The sequence below is a fragment of the Geobacillus lituanicus genome (genome assembly GCF_050994965.1).
In the GTDB taxonomy this organism is placed as follows: Bacteria; Bacillota; Bacilli; order Bacillales; family Anoxybacillaceae; genus Geobacillus; species Geobacillus stearothermophilus.
The window spans coordinates 402,501-417,500 of record NZ_CP194773.1 but is presented as its reverse complement, the minus strand read 5'-3'; the positions used below and the strand labels follow the sequence as shown (position 1 = coordinate 417,500).

The following is a 15,000-nucleotide window of genomic DNA, read 5'->3' as shown; positions in this document are numbered from 1 at the left end:
ACGCACTTTCTTCAGTGTAACACGACGGTGCTTCGCTTCGCGGAGAAGAAAAAAATACTTGGCCTCCGCCAGTTGGAGCGCGCTCAGCACCTCTCGAGACGGGTCAACGCTTTTTTCAATGAGCTGTTTTTGTTCAAACCACTCCGCTCTTGCTTGTTGCAGTTCGGCCATCAACTTTTCGTCAAATTGTCTTTTTAATTTCCCCTTCCGCCGCCATAACAAACCGATCCCCACCTTCTTTCTCTCTACAGTTCGCGGCGTCCTTCCAACGCTTTTGACAACGTCACTTCGTCCGCATATTCCAAATCGCCGCCTACCGGCAAGCCGTGGGCGATGCGGGTTACCTTGATTCCTGTTGGTTTGAGCAGGCGTGAGATATACATCGCTGTCGCTTCCCCTTCAATGTTCGGGTCAGTCGCTAAAATCACTTCTTGGATCGTCTCATCCTGCAGCCGCGCCAGCAGCTCGGCGATCTTAATGTCCTCCGGACCGATGCCTTCCATCGGAGAAATGGCTCCATGCAGCACATGGTACAAGCCATTGTATTCTTTCATTCTCTCCATAGCGATGACATCTTTCGGGTCTTGGACGACACAAATGGTCGTCCGGTCGCGCCGTTCGTCTTTGCAAATGTAGCAAGGGTCCGCATCTGTAATATGCCCGCAAATCGTGCAATAATGAATATGCCGCTTTACGTCGACGAGCGCTTTGGCGAATTCAAGCACAACGTCTTCTTTCATCGCCAGCACGTGAAACGCGAGGCGGGCGGCCGTTTTTGGACCGATTCCGGGCAATTTCATAAAACTGTCAATCAGTTTGGATAACGGTTCTGGATAATGCATAGCTTCCCCCTAGAACAGCCCTGGAATGTTGAGTCCTTTCGTAAACTGCCCCATCATATCGTTGGCCAGCTCATCAGCTTTTTTGAGTGCATCGTTTGTCGCTGCCAAAACTAAATCCTGGAGCATTTCAATATCGTCCGGGTCAACGACTTCTTCTTTAATTTTCACTTCTAAAATTTGTTTATGGCCGTTGGCGATGACCGTCACCATGCCGCCGCCTGCCGTGCCCTCCACTGTTTTTTCTGCCAGCTCTTCCTGTGCTTTTTGCATTTCTTTTTGCATCTTCTGCATTTGCTTCAGCATTTTTTGCATATTTCCCATTCCGCCACGCATCATGGTTGGCATCCTCCTTCAATTCGTTTATTCTTTGATTTCAATCAATTCCTCGCCAAACAGCCGTTTCGCTTCGGCGATCAACGGGTCTTCCTGGCTTTTTTCCGCTTTCGCTTCTTTGCTGCGGATAAATTCTCCCCTTATTTTCCCCCATTCCTCTTCCGGAATGGCGATCATTTCAAAACGGCGGTTCGTCAGGTCAAATAAAATTGCTTCGACATTTTCCTTGACCGAACTCGCCGGGTCGGTCGCCATCTTGCAGTGAATTTCATACTTAAACTTTAACACAAATGCTGAAGCGCTTGCTGCGACCGGTTCACTCTCCTGCAAGAGAGCGGCGTGCGACACTTTATGCTGCCGCTTCAGCGCATCAAGTACGTCGGCCCAGCGGCCTTTCACCAAGGCTAAGTCTTCATGCGTCGCCTGCTTCAACAATTCGTAAATGCGGCCGACCGGTGCTTTATATCCCCCGGTTTTCACCGCTTTCGCCGTTTTTTTCGCAGAAGGCGCCTCCGGCGGGACGGCAGGCGCCTGCTCTTTTAGGCGGCGCAGCTCGATTTCCAGCGTTTCAATCCTCTTGATCAATGGCCCAAGTTCAGAAGCGGTCGGCGATGGAGCAGCAGCCGCTGGCTGATGGCAAAGCTTGACGAGCGCCACTTCGAGGAGAAGACGCGGGTGGTTCGTCCACTTCATCTCCTGCTGGCTTTTGTTCAACAGCTCAATCGCTCCGTACAAATCGGAAAGAGGAATCGCTTCCGAAAGCGAGGTGAACGCTTCGTCAACGACCGCAATTTGGATGGCTCCTTCCACATGAGGGGCCGTTTTGTACAGCAACAAGTCGCGATAATACAAAATCAAATCTTCAACCAAACGATTCGGATCTTTTCCTTGCGCCATCATTGCTTCAAACTGTTGCAAAACAGCCGCTGTATCTTTCCGATGAATGGCGGCAATGAAATCAGCCAACACGGCAAATGATGCCGCTCCGGTCATCGCCAGCACGTCATCAAGCCGAAGCTTCCCATCGCTGAATGAAATCGCCTGGTCAAGCAAACTGAGCGCGTCGCGCATCCCTCCATCGGCAGCGCGGGCGATAGCTGACAGCGCCTCGTCGGATGCTTCTACGCCCTGGGCGTTCGCCACATATTTCAACCGCGAAACGATGGAGGCCAGCGGGATGCGGCGAAAATCGAACCGTTGGCAGCGGGAAATGATCGTCGCCGGGATTTTATGCGGCTCGGTGGTGGCCAAAATGAAAATGACGTGTTTGGGCGGTTCCTCAAGCGTCTTCAACAACGCGTTAAACGCGCCGATTGACAGCATGTGCACTTCGTCGATAATGTACACTTTATAACGGACCGAGGTCGGCGCAAATTTCACTTTTTCACGGATGTCGCGGATTTCGTCGACGCGGTTGTTGGAAGCAGCGTCAATTTCCAACACATCGGGAATCGTTCCGTTTGTAATGCCGAGGCAAGCGGGACATTCATTGCACGGCTCGGCCGCCGGGGCCTGTTCACAGTTGACCGCCTTGGCGAACACTTTCGCCGCGCTCGTTTTGCCTGTCCCACGCGGTCCGGAAAATAAGTAGGCATGCGATATTTTATGTTGAAGCAGGGCGCTTTGCAACGTTTTCGTCACGTGTTCTTGGCCGACCATGTCCGCGAAACGCTGCGGCCGAAAAACACGGTATAACGCTTGGTATGCCACGGAAAACGGCCCTCCTCTTCCTCTCATCTCCACTATTATATAACGTTCTGCCCTATTTTAAAATAAAAAGAGGCTGTCCCAAAAGATCGTCTCTCTATGTAAAAGAGATACAATATGATCGTGTTGCCGAAGCAAATTGCCTCTGCATCTTGTCAATGAAGAAAGGGTGTCCCATTGCTTTTGGGACACCCTCTTGTTGCTTATGTAAGGCCGTGCACCTTCTGTCGATTAGCTGCCCCGAGCGTTGCTCAAGCAGTTGGCTCAGCCCAGGCGCCCCCGCGGCACATGGGAGCATCCGCTTACTGCTGCTTCCTTCCGGACCTGACAGGGTTCACGGAATCCCATTGCGCGGGACCCAGACGTCAACACCACTTACTTGAGACAGGCCTCACAACAGACTAACCTCGAGAAGGGATTCAGCCTCGCTAGAGCGGATTGCGAGTACAGGGCACCGCTACCTCCCCGCTTAGCACGGCACTATCAGTATAGCGCGTTTATAGGGAAAATGCAATGTACACAGGCCGAATTTTAGTTGGAACTTCCGCCAACATTTCTCTTTTGTTCGCGCAATCGGCGGAAAAAGCCGCTCAGCAGCGCCCCACACTCCTCCGCCAACACGCCGCTTGCAACCTCAGCCTGGTGGTTGAACCGGCTTTCCTGCAATAAGTTCATTAACGTCCCGGCGCATCCCCCTTTTGGGTCGCTAGCTCCAAATACGACCCGCTCAATGCGGGAAAGAACGATGGCCCCCGCGCACATGGCGCACGGTTCAAGCGTCACGTATAACACCGCCCGTTCAAGCCTCCATGAGCCGGTCACCCGGCACGCTTCGTCAATGGCCAAAACCTCCGCATGGGCGATCGCGCGCTGTTCCGTTTCCCGTAAATTATGGGCGCGGGCGATGACGCGGCCGTCTTGAACGATGATGGCCCCGATCGGCACTTCGCCGATCCGTTCAGCTTTTTTTGCTTCTTCAATCGCCAACTTCATGTAATACTCATCGTTGCTCATCATATACCCCTTTGCACAAACGGTCATTTCTCTTTCTTTTCCATCATAAAATATGGAGAATGAAGACGCAACTAGGAGGTCAAGCGATGCAGATCCATGTCGTACAGAGAGGACAAACGTTAAGCGGGATCGCTAAAGCATATGAAACGACGGTCGAGGACATTGTTCGGGCGAACAAGCTGCCAAATCCCGACCGTCTTGTCGTCGGTCAGGCGCTCGTGATTCCGATCGTCGGTCGTTTTTATTGGGTGCAACCCGGAGACAGTTTATGGTCGATTGCCCGCCGGTTTTCCATTCCGATGCAGCGTCTCGCGGAAGTGAACCGCCTCTCGTTAAATGCGCCATTGCGGGTCGGCCAGCGTCTTTACATTCCGCCCGGAGCCAAGCGGAGAGCGGAGTTTAACGCCTATATTGAACCGCGCGGTGCGACCGTCAGTCCGGCGTTGGAAGCAAGCGCCCGCGAAGCCGCTCCACATTTAACGTATTTAAGTCCCTTTTATTTTGCCATTCGGCGCGACGCGACACTCCAAGAGCCTCCGCTTGACGACTTTCCCGCCATCGCCCGCGCCAACCGCGTCACGCTCGTGATGGTTGTCGCCAACATTGAAAACGGGCAGTTCAGCGACGAGCTGGGCGCGCTTATTTTGACGAATGAAACGCTGCAAAACCGCCTGCTCGACAACATTGTCGCCACCGCCAGACGGTATGGCTTCCGCGACATCCATTTTGATTTTGAATATTTGCGCCCGGAAGACCGTGAGGCGTATAATGCGTTTTTGCGCAAAGCGAAACGGCGATTTGAACGGGAAGGATGGATGATGTCGACCGCCCTGGCGCCAAAAACGAGCGCCACCCAGCGCGGACGTTGGTACGAAGCCCATGACTACCGCGCCCATGGACAAATTGCCGACTTTGTCGTCATAATGACGTATGAGTGGGGCTACAGCGGCGGTCCGCCGATGCCGGTCTCCCCCATCGGCCCTGTCCGCCGTGTCCTCAAGTACGCCGTCTCGGAAATGCCTCCCGGAAAGATTTTAATGGGGCAAAATTTGTATGGTTATGATTGGACACTGCCGTACGTACCGGGCGGACCGTACGCCCGCGCCATCAGCCCGCAGCAGGCCATCGCCCTCGCCGCGAGGTATAACGTCGCGATTGAATACGACACCGAGGCGCAGGCGCCGCATTTTCGCTACCGCGATGAAAACGGGCGCGAGCACGAAGTATGGTTTGAGGACGCCCGCTCCATTCAGGCAAAATTCAATCTCGTGAAAGAACTTGGCCTGCGCGGAGTCAGCTATTGGAAACTGGGCTTCGATTTCCCGCAAAACTGGCTGCTCCTTTCCGACCAGTTTGCAGTCGTCAAAAGATAAGGCCGCCCGCGCCAAAGAGATAAAAAAACCCGCCTTTCTCCCGGCGGGTTTTTTTATGGCTGGAAACGGCGATTCCGATCAGCCGTTTCGGATGGCAATCTCCTCTTATGCGCGTCAGTACTGTTCTTTATCGCTTTGGCAGAGAAGCATTCGAGGCCGGCGTCCGCCGCCTCTTTTTCTCCGCCGCCAACGTCATTCACTATAACACGTCTGCCGGGAAAAGTCAACCAACGATTTTAACGGATGACGTCCCGGTTGCCCATGTATGGGCGGAGCGCCTCTGGGATGATGACCGATCCATCTTCTTGCTGGTAGTTTTCCAAAATAGCGGCGACCGTTCGGCCGATGGCCAACCCTGAGCCGTTTAACGTGTGCACGTATTCCGGTTTCGCTTTTGGATCGCGACGGAAGCGGATGTTGGCGCGGCGAGCTTGGAACGCCTCAAAGTTGCTGCACGACGAAATTTCCCGGTACGTGCCGTAGCTTGGCAGCCAAACTTCAATATCGTACGTTTTCGCCGCCGAGAATCCAAGGTCTCCGGTGCACAAGGCGACAACGCGGTACGGAAGCCCGAGCCGCTGCAAAATCGTTTCCGCCTGCCGTGTCAATTTTTCCAGTTCCTCGTATGAATCTTCCGGTTTGACAAACTTAACAAGCTCCACTTTGTTGAACTGATGCTGACGGATGAGCCCTCTTGTGTCGCGGCCGGCCGAACCAGCTTCAGCGCGGAAACAGGCGCTGTACGCTGCATAGTAAAGCGGCAAATCATCTGCAGATAAAATTTCATCGCGATGCAAGTTCGTCACCGGCACTTCCGCTGTCGGAATGAGAAAATAGTCTTCGCTGTCCAAATGAAACGCATCCTCGGCAAATTTCGGCAATTGCCCGGTTCCAATCATGCTTGCCCGGTTCACCAAATAGGGGGGCAGTACTTCTTCATAGCCGAATTCATCGAGATGGATGTCAAGCATAAAGTTGATTAACGCCCGCTCAAGCCGGGCGCCCAACCCTTTATAAAACACAAACCGGCTTCCTGTCACTTTAGCCGCCCGCTCAAAATCAAGCAGACCAAGCTGGTCGGCGATATCCCAATGCGGTTTCGGTTCAAACGAAAACGAACGCGGCTCCCCCCATCTCCGCACTTCGACATTGTCCTCTTCCGACTGGCCGACCGGTACGGATTCATGCGGAATATTTGGAATCGATAACAACAGGGCGTTGAGTTCCTCTTCCAGTTGGCGAATGTGCTCATCCATTTGCTTAATGCGGTCGCCGACTTCGCGCATTTGGACGATCAGCGGCTCCGCATCCTTTTTCTCGCGCTTAAGGGCGGCAATTTGCTGCGACACATCATTGCGTTTGCTTTTTAGCTCTTCCACCTCAGCAATCAAACGGCGGCGTTCTTTGTCCAACTGTTCAAACCGGTCGATGTTCGCCAAATCTCCGCCGCGCTGCATTAGTTTTTCTTTCACTTCTTCAAACTGGGCGCGCAATATTTTCACATCCAGCATGGCTTTTACCTCCTTTTCCATTCAATATTATACATAAAAAAGCCCCCGTCCCCAAAAGGGACGGGAGCGACCCCGCGGTGCCACCCTGAAGGCTTGCGATGCCTTCCCTTTTTGCCGTTCACGGCGGCTGCCGAAAACGCCTACTGACCCGCTTTGGCGTTCAACGTTTTGCTCGAGGATGGATTCACAGGCGCTTCCTGCCGGTTTGCACCACCCACCGGCTCTCTGAAAGAAAGGGGGTCTGCTGCTTGTTCCTCTCATCGCTTTCGCTTGATCACTTTACTTAAGGCTTGACGTCATTTTCGCTTCTTTGACCATGTTGAGAAAGTATTGCATCAATCGATGATCGTCGGTCAGCTCTGGATGGAACGAGCAACCAAGAAACTGGCCTTGCCGGGCCGCGACAATGCGGTCATTGTATGTCGCGAGGACATCGACCCCGTCGCCGACCTCGACAATGTGCGGAGCACGGATGAAGACGCCGACAAACCCGTCGCCAACCCCCTTGATCGACAGCTCCGCCTCAAAGCTTTCCCGCTGCCGCCCAAACGAGTTCCGCTCGACCGTAATATCCATCAGGCCTAAGTGAGGCTCATCATACCCGACGATTCGTTTCGCCAGCAAAATGAGCCCGGCGCATGTCCCAAACATCGGCTTGCCATCAGCGGCAAATTGCTTCAATGGCTCCATCAATCCGTACCGGTCCATGAGGCGCCGCATTGTTGTGCTTTCGCCGCCCGGGAGCACGAGTCCGTCGAGTCCCGAAAGCTGCTCCGGTTTCTTCACGACGACCGCCTCGGCGCCGCACGCCTCGATGGCGCGGACATGTTCCTGCACAGCTCCTTGCAGTCCGAGTACACCTATTTTCATTGTGATCTTGCTCCTTTGTCCGGCTTACCAGCCTCGTTCTTGCATCCGATGCTCCGGCAGCAGTGTCGCGACATCGATGCCGCGCATTGCGCCGCCCAGCCCTTTCGATAGATGGGCGATCAGCTCATAGTCTTCATAATGAGTCGTCGCTTCAACGATCGCACGAGCGTATTTTTCCGGATTTTCCGATTTAAAAATGCCCGAACCAACGAAGACACCGTCGGCGCCTAAGTGCATCATGAGCGCGGCGTCAGCTGGTGTCGCGACACCGCCAGCGGCGAAGTTGACGACCGGGAGGCGGCCAAGCCGTTTGATTTCACGCAGCACTTCAACCGGAGCCCCAAGCTGTTTCGCCTCGGCGACAAGTTCGTCTTCGCTCATGCTGACAACTTTGCGGATTTGCGCGTTGACTTTGCGCATATGGCGAACGGCCTCGACGATGTTTCCTGTCCCTGGCTCCCCTTTTGTCCGCAACATCGATGCCCCTTCAGCAATGCGGCGGGCGGCCTCTCCTAAGTCGCGGCAACCGCATACAAATGGGACCGTAAACTGCCGTTTGTCAATATGGAACTCTTCATCAGCCGGCGTCAATACTTCACTTTCGTCAATATAGTCGACGCCGAGCGCCTCAAGGACGCGCGCTTCCACATAATGCCCGATGCGCACTTTTGCCATGACTGGGATTGATACAGCGTTCATCACTTCTTCAATGATCGTCGGATCAGCCATGCGCGCGACACCGCCAGCGGCGCGAATGTCTGCCGGGACGCGCTCGAGCGCCATGACTGCGACAGCCCCTGCCGCCTCAGCAATCTTCGCTTGCTCCGCATTGACGACGTCCATAATGACGCCGCCTTTTTGCATTTCCGCCATGCCGCGTTTGACGCGGTCTGTACCTGTCAATGCCAACGTTGATTCCCCCTGTTCCTATCCTTATGATTTGCTATATACGCAAAAGGATGATTCCACTGTTTCATTTTACCTCAATTTTTACAAAAATCACAATGGAAAAAAGCTCCCCTTAACCGGGGAGCAGCGTTACAACCAACCTTTCACCGTTTTGGCAACGCTTGTCCATAAATCAGCAAACAGTCCGCCAATCGCACGCATCGAGAGAACGAACCAGTTGGCTTTCTCCACCTCGGTTATCGTAACGAGCGGCACCCGGATGTTTTTTTGCATGTCCGGGCTTAAGAACGCGAGCGAGTCATCGCCTTTGTATTCAAGCGTCATATATCCGACCGTCTCTCCTTTTTTCAACGGAGCGATCAATTTTCCTTCTTTCGTCATTTTTTTCTGATCCAATACATAAACCGGCTTGTACTGTTTTTCCTCGCCATTTTTGATGAGCAGAGACAGCTTTTTCGCCGTTGCGACGCGAACTTCTTTTTCCTTCCCTTTCACGACTGGAATCGTCTCTTTCCCCTTCAGCTGATACCCTTTCGGATAGAGCGTTTGGAGCGAGTATTGATGAAATCCATAGTTAAATAGTTTTTCTGTCTCCTTAAAACGTGCCTCTTTCGTCGTTTTTCCGCTTGCATCCTTGGCATTCATCACGACGGAAATTAGACGGACGCCGTTCCGCTTCGCCGTCCCGGTGAAACAGTTGCCGGCAAATTCCGTATAGCCGGTTTTCAACCCGTCTACCCCTTCGTATTCGTACACAAGCCCTGGTAGCATCCAGTTCCAGTTGTCCATTTTAATTTCGTCCTCTGTTCCTTCTCGGAACATTTTATGGGGAATGCTCGCCGTTTCCAGCACCTCTGGATGGTCTTTCAGCAGCCGGTAGGCAAGGGTGGCCATGGCTCGCGCAGACATGACATTTTCCTCATCCGAGTTTGTCCCTTCCGGGTGGAATCCTTTTAAGTCTTCGTTGCTTAACCCTGTCGCATTCACGAATTTATAATCTTTCAACCCGAGCTGTTTCGCTTTTTCATTCATCATTTTCACGAAATTTTTCTCTGACCCAGCAATGATTTCCGCAATCGCGACCGTAGCCCCATTGGCCGAATAAATGGCCATTGCCTCGTACAGTTCGCGCACTGTATACTTGCCATCTTTGCGCAGCGGAACGTTGGACAGCGCCCGGTCTTGCGACAACCGGTACACATACTCACTCGGCGTATACGTCTGATCCCACTTGACACGTTTCGCCTTAACGGCGTCAAGAAGCAAATACTCGGTCATCATTTTTGTCATGCTGGCAATGCCAAGCACCGTATCAATGTTTTTCTCATATAAAATTCTTCCCGTCTTCGCGTCCACTAAAATCGCGGCGTCCGCCCGGATGTCAAGCGGAGCGCTTTCCGCCTTCGCCGTCTGTTGAAACGGCCATAGTGTTAAGCAAAGACAAACAGACAGCAACCAAAACAACCACTTTCGTTTCCTCTTCACATCGAAACCCTCCTCACACAACCGTTATTGTAACATACAGGCGGCCAAAAAAATAGACGGAGAATCTGTCTCCGTCAAAGTTAGGCTGATGGACGCAGCCTTGATCAAAACATGGAGTAGTTCGGCGCTTCTTTCGTAATTTGCACGTCATGCGGATGGCTTTCGCGAAGCCCTGCGCCCGTCATGCGGACAAATTGCGTTTTCTCCCGCAGCTCATCCAAGTTCCTCGTTCCACAATAGCCCATACCGGCGCGCAAGCCACCGACAAGCTGATAAATCGTATCGGCGAGCGGCCCTTTGTACGGCACACGCCCTTCGATGCCTTCCGGGACAAACTTTTTCGCGTCTTCTTGGAAATAACGATCTTTGCTGCCGCGCTCCATCGCCGCGACCGACCCCATGCCCCGGTATACTTTAAAGCGGCGGCCTTGGTAAATTTCCGTCTCGCCTGGGCTTTCCGAGACGCCGGCGAGCAAACTGCCGAGCATGACCGCATGAGCTCCGGCGGCAATCGCCTTCACGATGTCGCCAGAGTATTTAATGCCGCCGTCAGCGATGATCGGGACGCCATGTTTGCGCGCCTCAGTCGCACAGTCATAGATCGCCGTAATTTGCGGCACACCAACCCCGGCGACAACCCGGGTCGTGCAGATGGACCCCGGACCGATTCCGACTTTAATAATGTTCGCCCCAGCCTCAATCAAGTCGCGCGTCCCTTCAGCTGTCGCGACATTGCCGGCGATGATGTTCAAGTCCGGGTATTGGCGGCGGATGTTGGCCACCGTCTCTAGGACGCCTTTCGAATGGCCGTGCGCCGTGTCAACGACAATGACATCAACCCCTGCCTCAACAAGCTTTTTGACGCGAATCATCGTGTCCGCCGTCACCCCGACGGCCGCCCCGACAATCAGCCTCCCTTTCGCATCTTTCGCCGAATTCGGGAACTCGATCACCTTTTCGATGTCCTTAATCGTAATAAGCCCTTTTAGAACTCCATTTTCATCGACGAGAGGCAATTTTTCCACTTTGTGCTTTTGCAAAATTTTTTCCGCTTCTTCTAACGTAGTCCCTACCGGGGCTGTAACCAAGTTCTCCTTCGTCATTACCTCGGAAATTTTAATCGAGTAATCCTGAATAAAGCGCAAATCGCGGTTCGTGATAATGCCGACAAGCTTTTGTTCCTCGGCATTGTTGACGATCGGCACGCCGGAGATGCGATACTTGCTCATTAAATGTTCCGCATCATACACTTGATGATCAGGCGTTAAGAAAAACGGATCCGTAATAACACCGCGCTCTGACCGCTTTACTTTGTCGACTTGTTCCGCCTGTTGCTCAATCGACATGTTTTTGTGAATGACGCCAAGACCGCCTTGACGCGCCATCGCAATAGCCATTTCCGCTTCGGTTACTGTATCCATGCCGGCGCTAATGATTGGGATGTTCAACTGGAGCGTATCGCTTAACTTCGTTGTGACATCAACATCACGCGGCAGCACGTCCGATTTTGCTGGAATGAGAAGAACATCATCAAACGTCAAGCCTTCCTTTGCGAATTTCGCTTCCCACATGTTTTCTCCCCCTTGTCCGGAAATATTATTAGTAGCTTAACAACTGGTTAAACTACTGTCAAGGAATCAAAAAAATGTCCAACTTTTCAGTTATCTTCTTACAATTCCATGGCAAGGGGGGTAAAAATGTTCGGAAATCCCGGTAAAGCTGTCAACTTTTCTATTTTCCGCTCCGCTGACGTCGCCCAGCGCTTTTTGCTGCAATGCTACAAACAGCAACAACGGGAAGACGCTGTTCAGCGCAGTTATACAAACTGTTATCCATTTTTATATTATTTGGAGCATGGGCAAAACTTTTATGCCGCCGCCAGGCAGTCGCCATTGTCCATTAAACCGGTTCTTTTGTTTTATGGCATGGTGCAGCTGATAAAGGCGTGCCTGCTCACCGTCGATCCGGACTATCCTGAATCGACATCCGTTTTAGCCCATGGAGTGTCAACGAGAAAGCGCAAAAAACAAGGCTATGAATTTTTAGATGACGAAGTCAAAATCCAAAAAAACGGTTTGTTCACTCATTTTTCTGAAAAAATGTTTCATGTGAAACAAGAGGCGGGGGAAAAATTTCGCATGGGCATGCTGTTGCAACGAATCTGCGAACTGCACGAAACATTTTTTTGTTTAAGCGAGCGAAAAAAGCCATTATCGTTGCCGGTCGTACATACGGTTTCACCGCCCATGCTGGCCATTCCGAAGGCGATTTTGGACCATTACCATATGTCGCAGCTCCGCTTCATCCAGTACATGAGCGAGGAAGGGCACGAAAAACAGCTGACATTCGCCAAGGAGGAAGGGGAATTTCTTTATTTCAAAATGGAATCGCCGCTATCGCCGATTAAGGAAGGGCCGTTTTTATTCCATTCGAACGGAACATACCATATCCCAACGAAGAAGGAAAAAATCTTTGCGCTCCCGGAAATCCATGCCCATTATTTGCTGCTGTACAATTTGAGCATGATCTCCCGCTACGAAACAGAGTGGTGGAGCGAACTTCTTCACTCTTACTCAAGCAAGGCGTACATTTTTATTCTTCAATTTCTTTCCATATCGGCGGACAAAGTGCCCCTGCTGCTAAACGAATATTTAATGCATAAGTTTTGGGCCAAGCCAAATGATTGAATGCTCTCCCACCTGCACGAACGCGCGGGAGTAAAGGCTTCCCAGCGCGGGTTGATAAAAAGCACCCCATTGCGCGTTATGCACAATGGGGTGCTCTGTTTTCCGCCTAGCAGCGACCTACTCTTGCAGGGGCGCTGGCCCCAACTACCATCGGCGCTGGAGGGCTTAACTTCCGTGTTCGGGATGGGAACGGGTGTTTCCCCTCCGCTATCACCACTAGGCCATATGAGGTTGTCAGGAATTCGTTCCCTGAAAACTAGATAACCGTTTCGGGAAGAAGCCGCGGCGCCTCCACTTTTCATTGTCTAGCTCCGGCTCGCCGCCGCTCGCCTGCGCTTTTCGCTGTCTAGTTCCGGCCGCCATCGGCTCGCGACGCTTCGGTCCTGCTGCGGCGGGCTAAGCCCGCTCGCAGGCCCTCCAGCGCGCCTCGCCGATAAGCAGGCGGCCTCCACTTTTCTTGTTAGGTTAAGCCCTCGATCGATTAGTATCCGTCAGCTCCACGTGTCGCCACGCTTCCACCTCGGACCTATCGACCTCGTCATCTTCGAGGGATCTTACCCGCCTGACGCGGTGGGAAATCTCATCTTGAGGGGGGCTTCACGCTTAGATGCTTTCAGCGCTTATCCCGTCCGCACATAGCTACCCAGCGGTGCCCCTGGCGGGACAACTGGTACACCAGCGGTGCGTCCATCCCGGTCCTCTCGTACTAAGGACAGCTCCTCTCAAATTTCCTGCGCCCGCGACGGATAGGGACCGAACTGTCTCACGACGTTCTGAACCCAGCTCGCGTACCGCTTTAATGGGCGAACAGCCCAACCCTTGGGACCGACTACAGCCCCAGGATGCGATGAGCCGACATCGAGGTGCCAAACCTCCCCGTCGATGTGGACTCTTGGGGGAGATCAGCCTGTTATCCCCGGGGTAGCTTTTATCCGTTGAGCGATGGCCCTTCCATGCGGAACCACCGGATCACTAAGCCCGACTTTCGTCCCTGCTCGACCTGTCCGTCTCGCAGTCAAGCTCCCTTGTGCCTTTGCACTCTCCGAATGATTTCCAACCATTCTGAGGGAACCTTTGGGCGCCTCCGTTACCTTTTGGGAGGCGACCGCCCCAGTCAAACTGCCCGCCTGACACTGTCTCCCACCCCGCTCAGGGGTGCGGGTTAGAACTTCAATACCGCCAGGGTGGTATCCCACCGCCGCCTCCACCGAAGCTGGCGCTCCGGCTTCCCAGGCTCCCACCTATCCTGTACAAGCGATACCAAAATTCCATATCAGGCTGCAGTAAAGCTCCACGGGGTCTTTCCGTCCTGTCGCGGGTAACCTGCATCTTCACAGGTAGTATAATTTCACCGGGTCTCTCGTTGAGACAGCGCCCAAGTCGTTACACCTTTCGTGCGGGTCGGAACTTACCCGACAAGGAATTTCGCTACCTTAGGACCGTTATAGTTACGGCCGCCGTTTACTGGGGCTTCGGTTCGCACCTTCGCTTCCGCTAAGCGCTCCCCTTAACCTTCCAGCACCGGGCAGGTGTCAGCCCCTATACGTCGCCTTTCGGCTTCGCAGAGACCTGTGTTTTTGATAAACAGTCGCTTGGGCCTTTTCACTGCGGCTCGTTCGGGCTCTTCACCCAAACGAGCACCCCTTCTCCCGAAGTTACGGGGTCATTTTGCCGAGTTCCTTAACGAGAGTTCTCCCGCGCGCCTTAGGATTCTCTCCTCGCCTACCTGTGTCGGTTTGCGGTACGGGCACCTCTTCCCTCGCTAGAGGCTTTTCTTGGCAGTGTGAAATCGGGGACTTCCGGATGACTCCGTCGCCATCACCGCTTGGCCTTATGATCCGCGGATTTGCCTACGGATCAGCCTTGCGGCTTGGACAGGCTCTTCCAGCCGCCTGCTCGCCCTATCCTCCTGCGTCCCCCCATCGCTCAAACGGGAAGGAGGTGGTACAGGAATCTCAACCTGTTGTCCATCACCTACGCCTTTCGGCCTCGGCTTAGGTCCCGACTAACCCTGAGCGGACGAACCTTCCTCAGGAACCCTTAGGCTTTCGGCGCAGAGGATTCTCACCTCTGTTTTCGCTACTCATACCGGCATTCTCACTTCTAAGCGCTCCACCAGTCCTTCCGGTCTGGCTTCAACGCCCTTAGAACGCTCCCCTACCGATGACCAACGGTCATCCCGCAGCTTCGGCGGCACGTTTAGCCCCGGTACATTTTCGGCGCAGAGTCACTCGACCAGTGAGCTATTACGCACTCTTTAAATGGTGGC

12 protein-coding genes, 2 rRNA genes, 1 other RNA gene and 1 other annotated feature (2 of these 16 running past the window's edge) are annotated in these 15,000 nt (G+C 53.3%); of the genes, 2 read left to right on the top strand and 13 right to left on the bottom strand.

Annotated features, from left to right (window positions below; all coding sequences use genetic code 11):
- The 6 genes from ACR1UW_RS01990 to tadA form a co-directional block, all read right to left on the bottom strand.
- Positions 1 to 222: the 5' portion of a YaaL family protein gene (locus tag ACR1UW_RS01990; RefSeq protein WP_237421020.1), read on the bottom strand. The gene continues 3 nt to the left of window position 1, outside the view; 222 of the gene's 225 nt are visible here — the first part of the coding sequence; the start codon lies at positions 220 to 222; its stop codon lies beyond the left edge, outside the window.
- Positions 223 to 245: 23 nt separating this feature from the next.
- A complete protein-coding gene (recR, locus tag ACR1UW_RS01985) occupies positions 246 to 842 on the bottom strand; it encodes a recombination mediator RecR (protein ID WP_033008839.1) in 597 nt (198 codons plus the stop codon).
- A 9-nt stretch (positions 843 to 851) separates the two neighbouring features.
- A complete protein-coding gene (locus ACR1UW_RS01980) occupies positions 852 to 1,175 on the bottom strand; it encodes a YbaB/EbfC family nucleoid-associated protein (protein WP_375153696.1) in 324 nt (107 codons plus the stop codon).
- A gap of 27 nt (positions 1,176 to 1,202) precedes the next feature.
- Positions 1,203 to 2,885, bottom strand: a complete 1,683-nt coding sequence (gene dnaX, locus ACR1UW_RS01975) for a DNA polymerase III subunit gamma/tau (RefSeq protein WP_498934416.1) — start codon at positions 2,883 to 2,885, stop codon at positions 1,203 to 1,205.
- 210 nt (positions 2,886 to 3,095) lie between these two features.
- An RNA gene (ffs, locus tag ACR1UW_RS01970) (signal recognition particle sRNA large type) lies at positions 3,096 to 3,360 on the bottom strand.
- 53 nt (positions 3,361 to 3,413) lie between these two features.
- Positions 3,414 to 3,896, bottom strand: a complete 483-nt coding sequence (gene tadA, locus ACR1UW_RS01965; RefSeq protein WP_047817618.1) for a tRNA adenosine(34) deaminase TadA — start codon at positions 3,894 to 3,896, stop codon at positions 3,414 to 3,416.
- Positions 3,897 to 3,982: 86 nt separating this feature from the next.
- Between tadA and ACR1UW_RS01960 the strand changes: the two genes are divergently transcribed.
- Complete coding sequence (locus ACR1UW_RS01960; protein WP_237419665.1) at positions 3,983 to 5,269, top strand: LysM peptidoglycan-binding domain-containing protein; 1,287 nt, start codon at positions 3,983 to 3,985, stop codon at positions 5,267 to 5,269.
- Between the two features lie 236 nt (positions 5,270 to 5,505).
- On the opposite strand, the gene serS is transcribed toward ACR1UW_RS01960, so the two are convergent.
- The 5 genes from serS to guaB all read right to left on the bottom strand — a co-directional run bounded on the left by serS (position 5,506) and on the right by guaB (position 11,615).
- Positions 5,506 to 6,780 (bottom strand): serine--tRNA ligase, encoded by a 1,275-nt coding sequence (serS, locus tag ACR1UW_RS01955; protein WP_033014225.1) that lies wholly within the window; start codon positions 6,778 to 6,780, stop codon positions 5,506 to 5,508.
- Positions 6,781 to 6,833: 53 nt separating this feature from the next.
- Positions 6,834 to 7,050 (bottom strand) — a binding site (T-box leader).
- Positions 7,051 to 7,059: 9 nt separating this feature from the next.
- The gene (pdxT, locus tag ACR1UW_RS01950) at positions 7,060 to 7,650 is read right to left on the bottom strand and encodes a pyridoxal 5'-phosphate synthase glutaminase subunit PdxT (RefSeq protein WP_033008825.1); all 591 of its coding nucleotides are present in this window, start codon (positions 7,648 to 7,650) and stop codon (positions 7,060 to 7,062) included.
- A gap of 24 nt (positions 7,651 to 7,674) precedes the next feature.
- The gene (pdxS, locus tag ACR1UW_RS01945) at positions 7,675 to 8,559 is read right to left on the bottom strand and encodes a pyridoxal 5'-phosphate synthase lyase subunit PdxS (protein ID WP_033008824.1); all 885 of its coding nucleotides are present in this window, start codon (positions 8,557 to 8,559) and stop codon (positions 7,675 to 7,677) included.
- Between the two features lie 129 nt (positions 8,560 to 8,688).
- Positions 8,689 to 10,044 (bottom strand): D-alanyl-D-alanine carboxypeptidase family protein, encoded by a 1,356-nt coding sequence (locus tag ACR1UW_RS01940; protein ID WP_498934412.1) that lies wholly within the window; start codon positions 10,042 to 10,044, stop codon positions 8,689 to 8,691.
- A gap of 104 nt (positions 10,045 to 10,148) precedes the next feature.
- Positions 10,149 to 11,615 (bottom strand): IMP dehydrogenase, encoded by a 1,467-nt coding sequence (gene guaB, locus ACR1UW_RS01935; RefSeq protein WP_487164211.1) that lies wholly within the window; start codon positions 11,613 to 11,615, stop codon positions 10,149 to 10,151.
- A 126-nt stretch (positions 11,616 to 11,741) separates the two neighbouring features.
- On the opposite strand from guaB, the gene ACR1UW_RS01930 reads away from it, so the two are divergent.
- Positions 11,742 to 12,731, top strand: coding sequence for a YaaC family protein (locus tag ACR1UW_RS01930; protein ID WP_033014229.1), 990 nt, complete (start codon positions 11,742 to 11,744; stop codon positions 12,729 to 12,731).
- 104 nt (positions 12,732 to 12,835) lie between these two features.
- Here ACR1UW_RS01930 and rrf read toward each other — a convergent pair.
- Together rrf and ACR1UW_RS01920 are read right to left on the bottom strand one after the other, a co-directional pair.
- Positions 12,836 to 12,952, bottom strand: a 5S ribosomal RNA gene (rrf, locus tag ACR1UW_RS01925).
- A gap of 240 nt (positions 12,953 to 13,192) precedes the next feature.
- Positions 13,193 to 15,000, bottom strand: a 23S ribosomal RNA gene (locus tag ACR1UW_RS01920); it runs 1,120 nt beyond the window's last position.

Bases quoted from the DNA above. Each gene is read 5' to 3' on its own strand.
- recR (WP_033008839.1), bottom strand. From the start codon at position 842: ATGCATTATCCAGAACCGTTATCCAAACTGATTGACAGTTTTATGAAA.
- serS (WP_033014225.1), bottom strand. From the start codon at position 6,780: ATGCTGGATGTGAAAATATTGCGCGCCCAGTTTGAAGAAGTGAAAGAA.
- pdxT (WP_033008825.1), bottom strand. From the start codon at position 7,650: ATGAAAATAGGTGTACTCGGACTGCAAGGAGCTGTGCAGGAACATGTC.
- ACR1UW_RS01980 (WP_375153696.1), bottom strand. From the start codon at position 1,175: ATGCGTGGCGGAATGGGAAATATGCAAAAAATGCTGAAGCAAATGCAG.
- tadA (WP_047817618.1), bottom strand. From the start codon at position 3,896: ATGAGCAACGATGAGTATTACATGAAGTTGGCGATTGAAGAAGCAAAA.
- guaB (WP_487164211.1), bottom strand. From the start codon at position 11,615: ATGTGGGAAGCGAAATTCGCAAAGGAAGGCTTGACGTTTGATGATGTT.
- ACR1UW_RS01960 (WP_237419665.1), top strand. From the start codon at position 3,983: ATGCAGATCCATGTCGTACAGAGAGGACAAACGTTAAGCGGGATCGCT.
- ACR1UW_RS01930 (WP_033014229.1), top strand. From the start codon at position 11,742: ATGTTCGGAAATCCCGGTAAAGCTGTCAACTTTTCTATTTTCCGCTCC.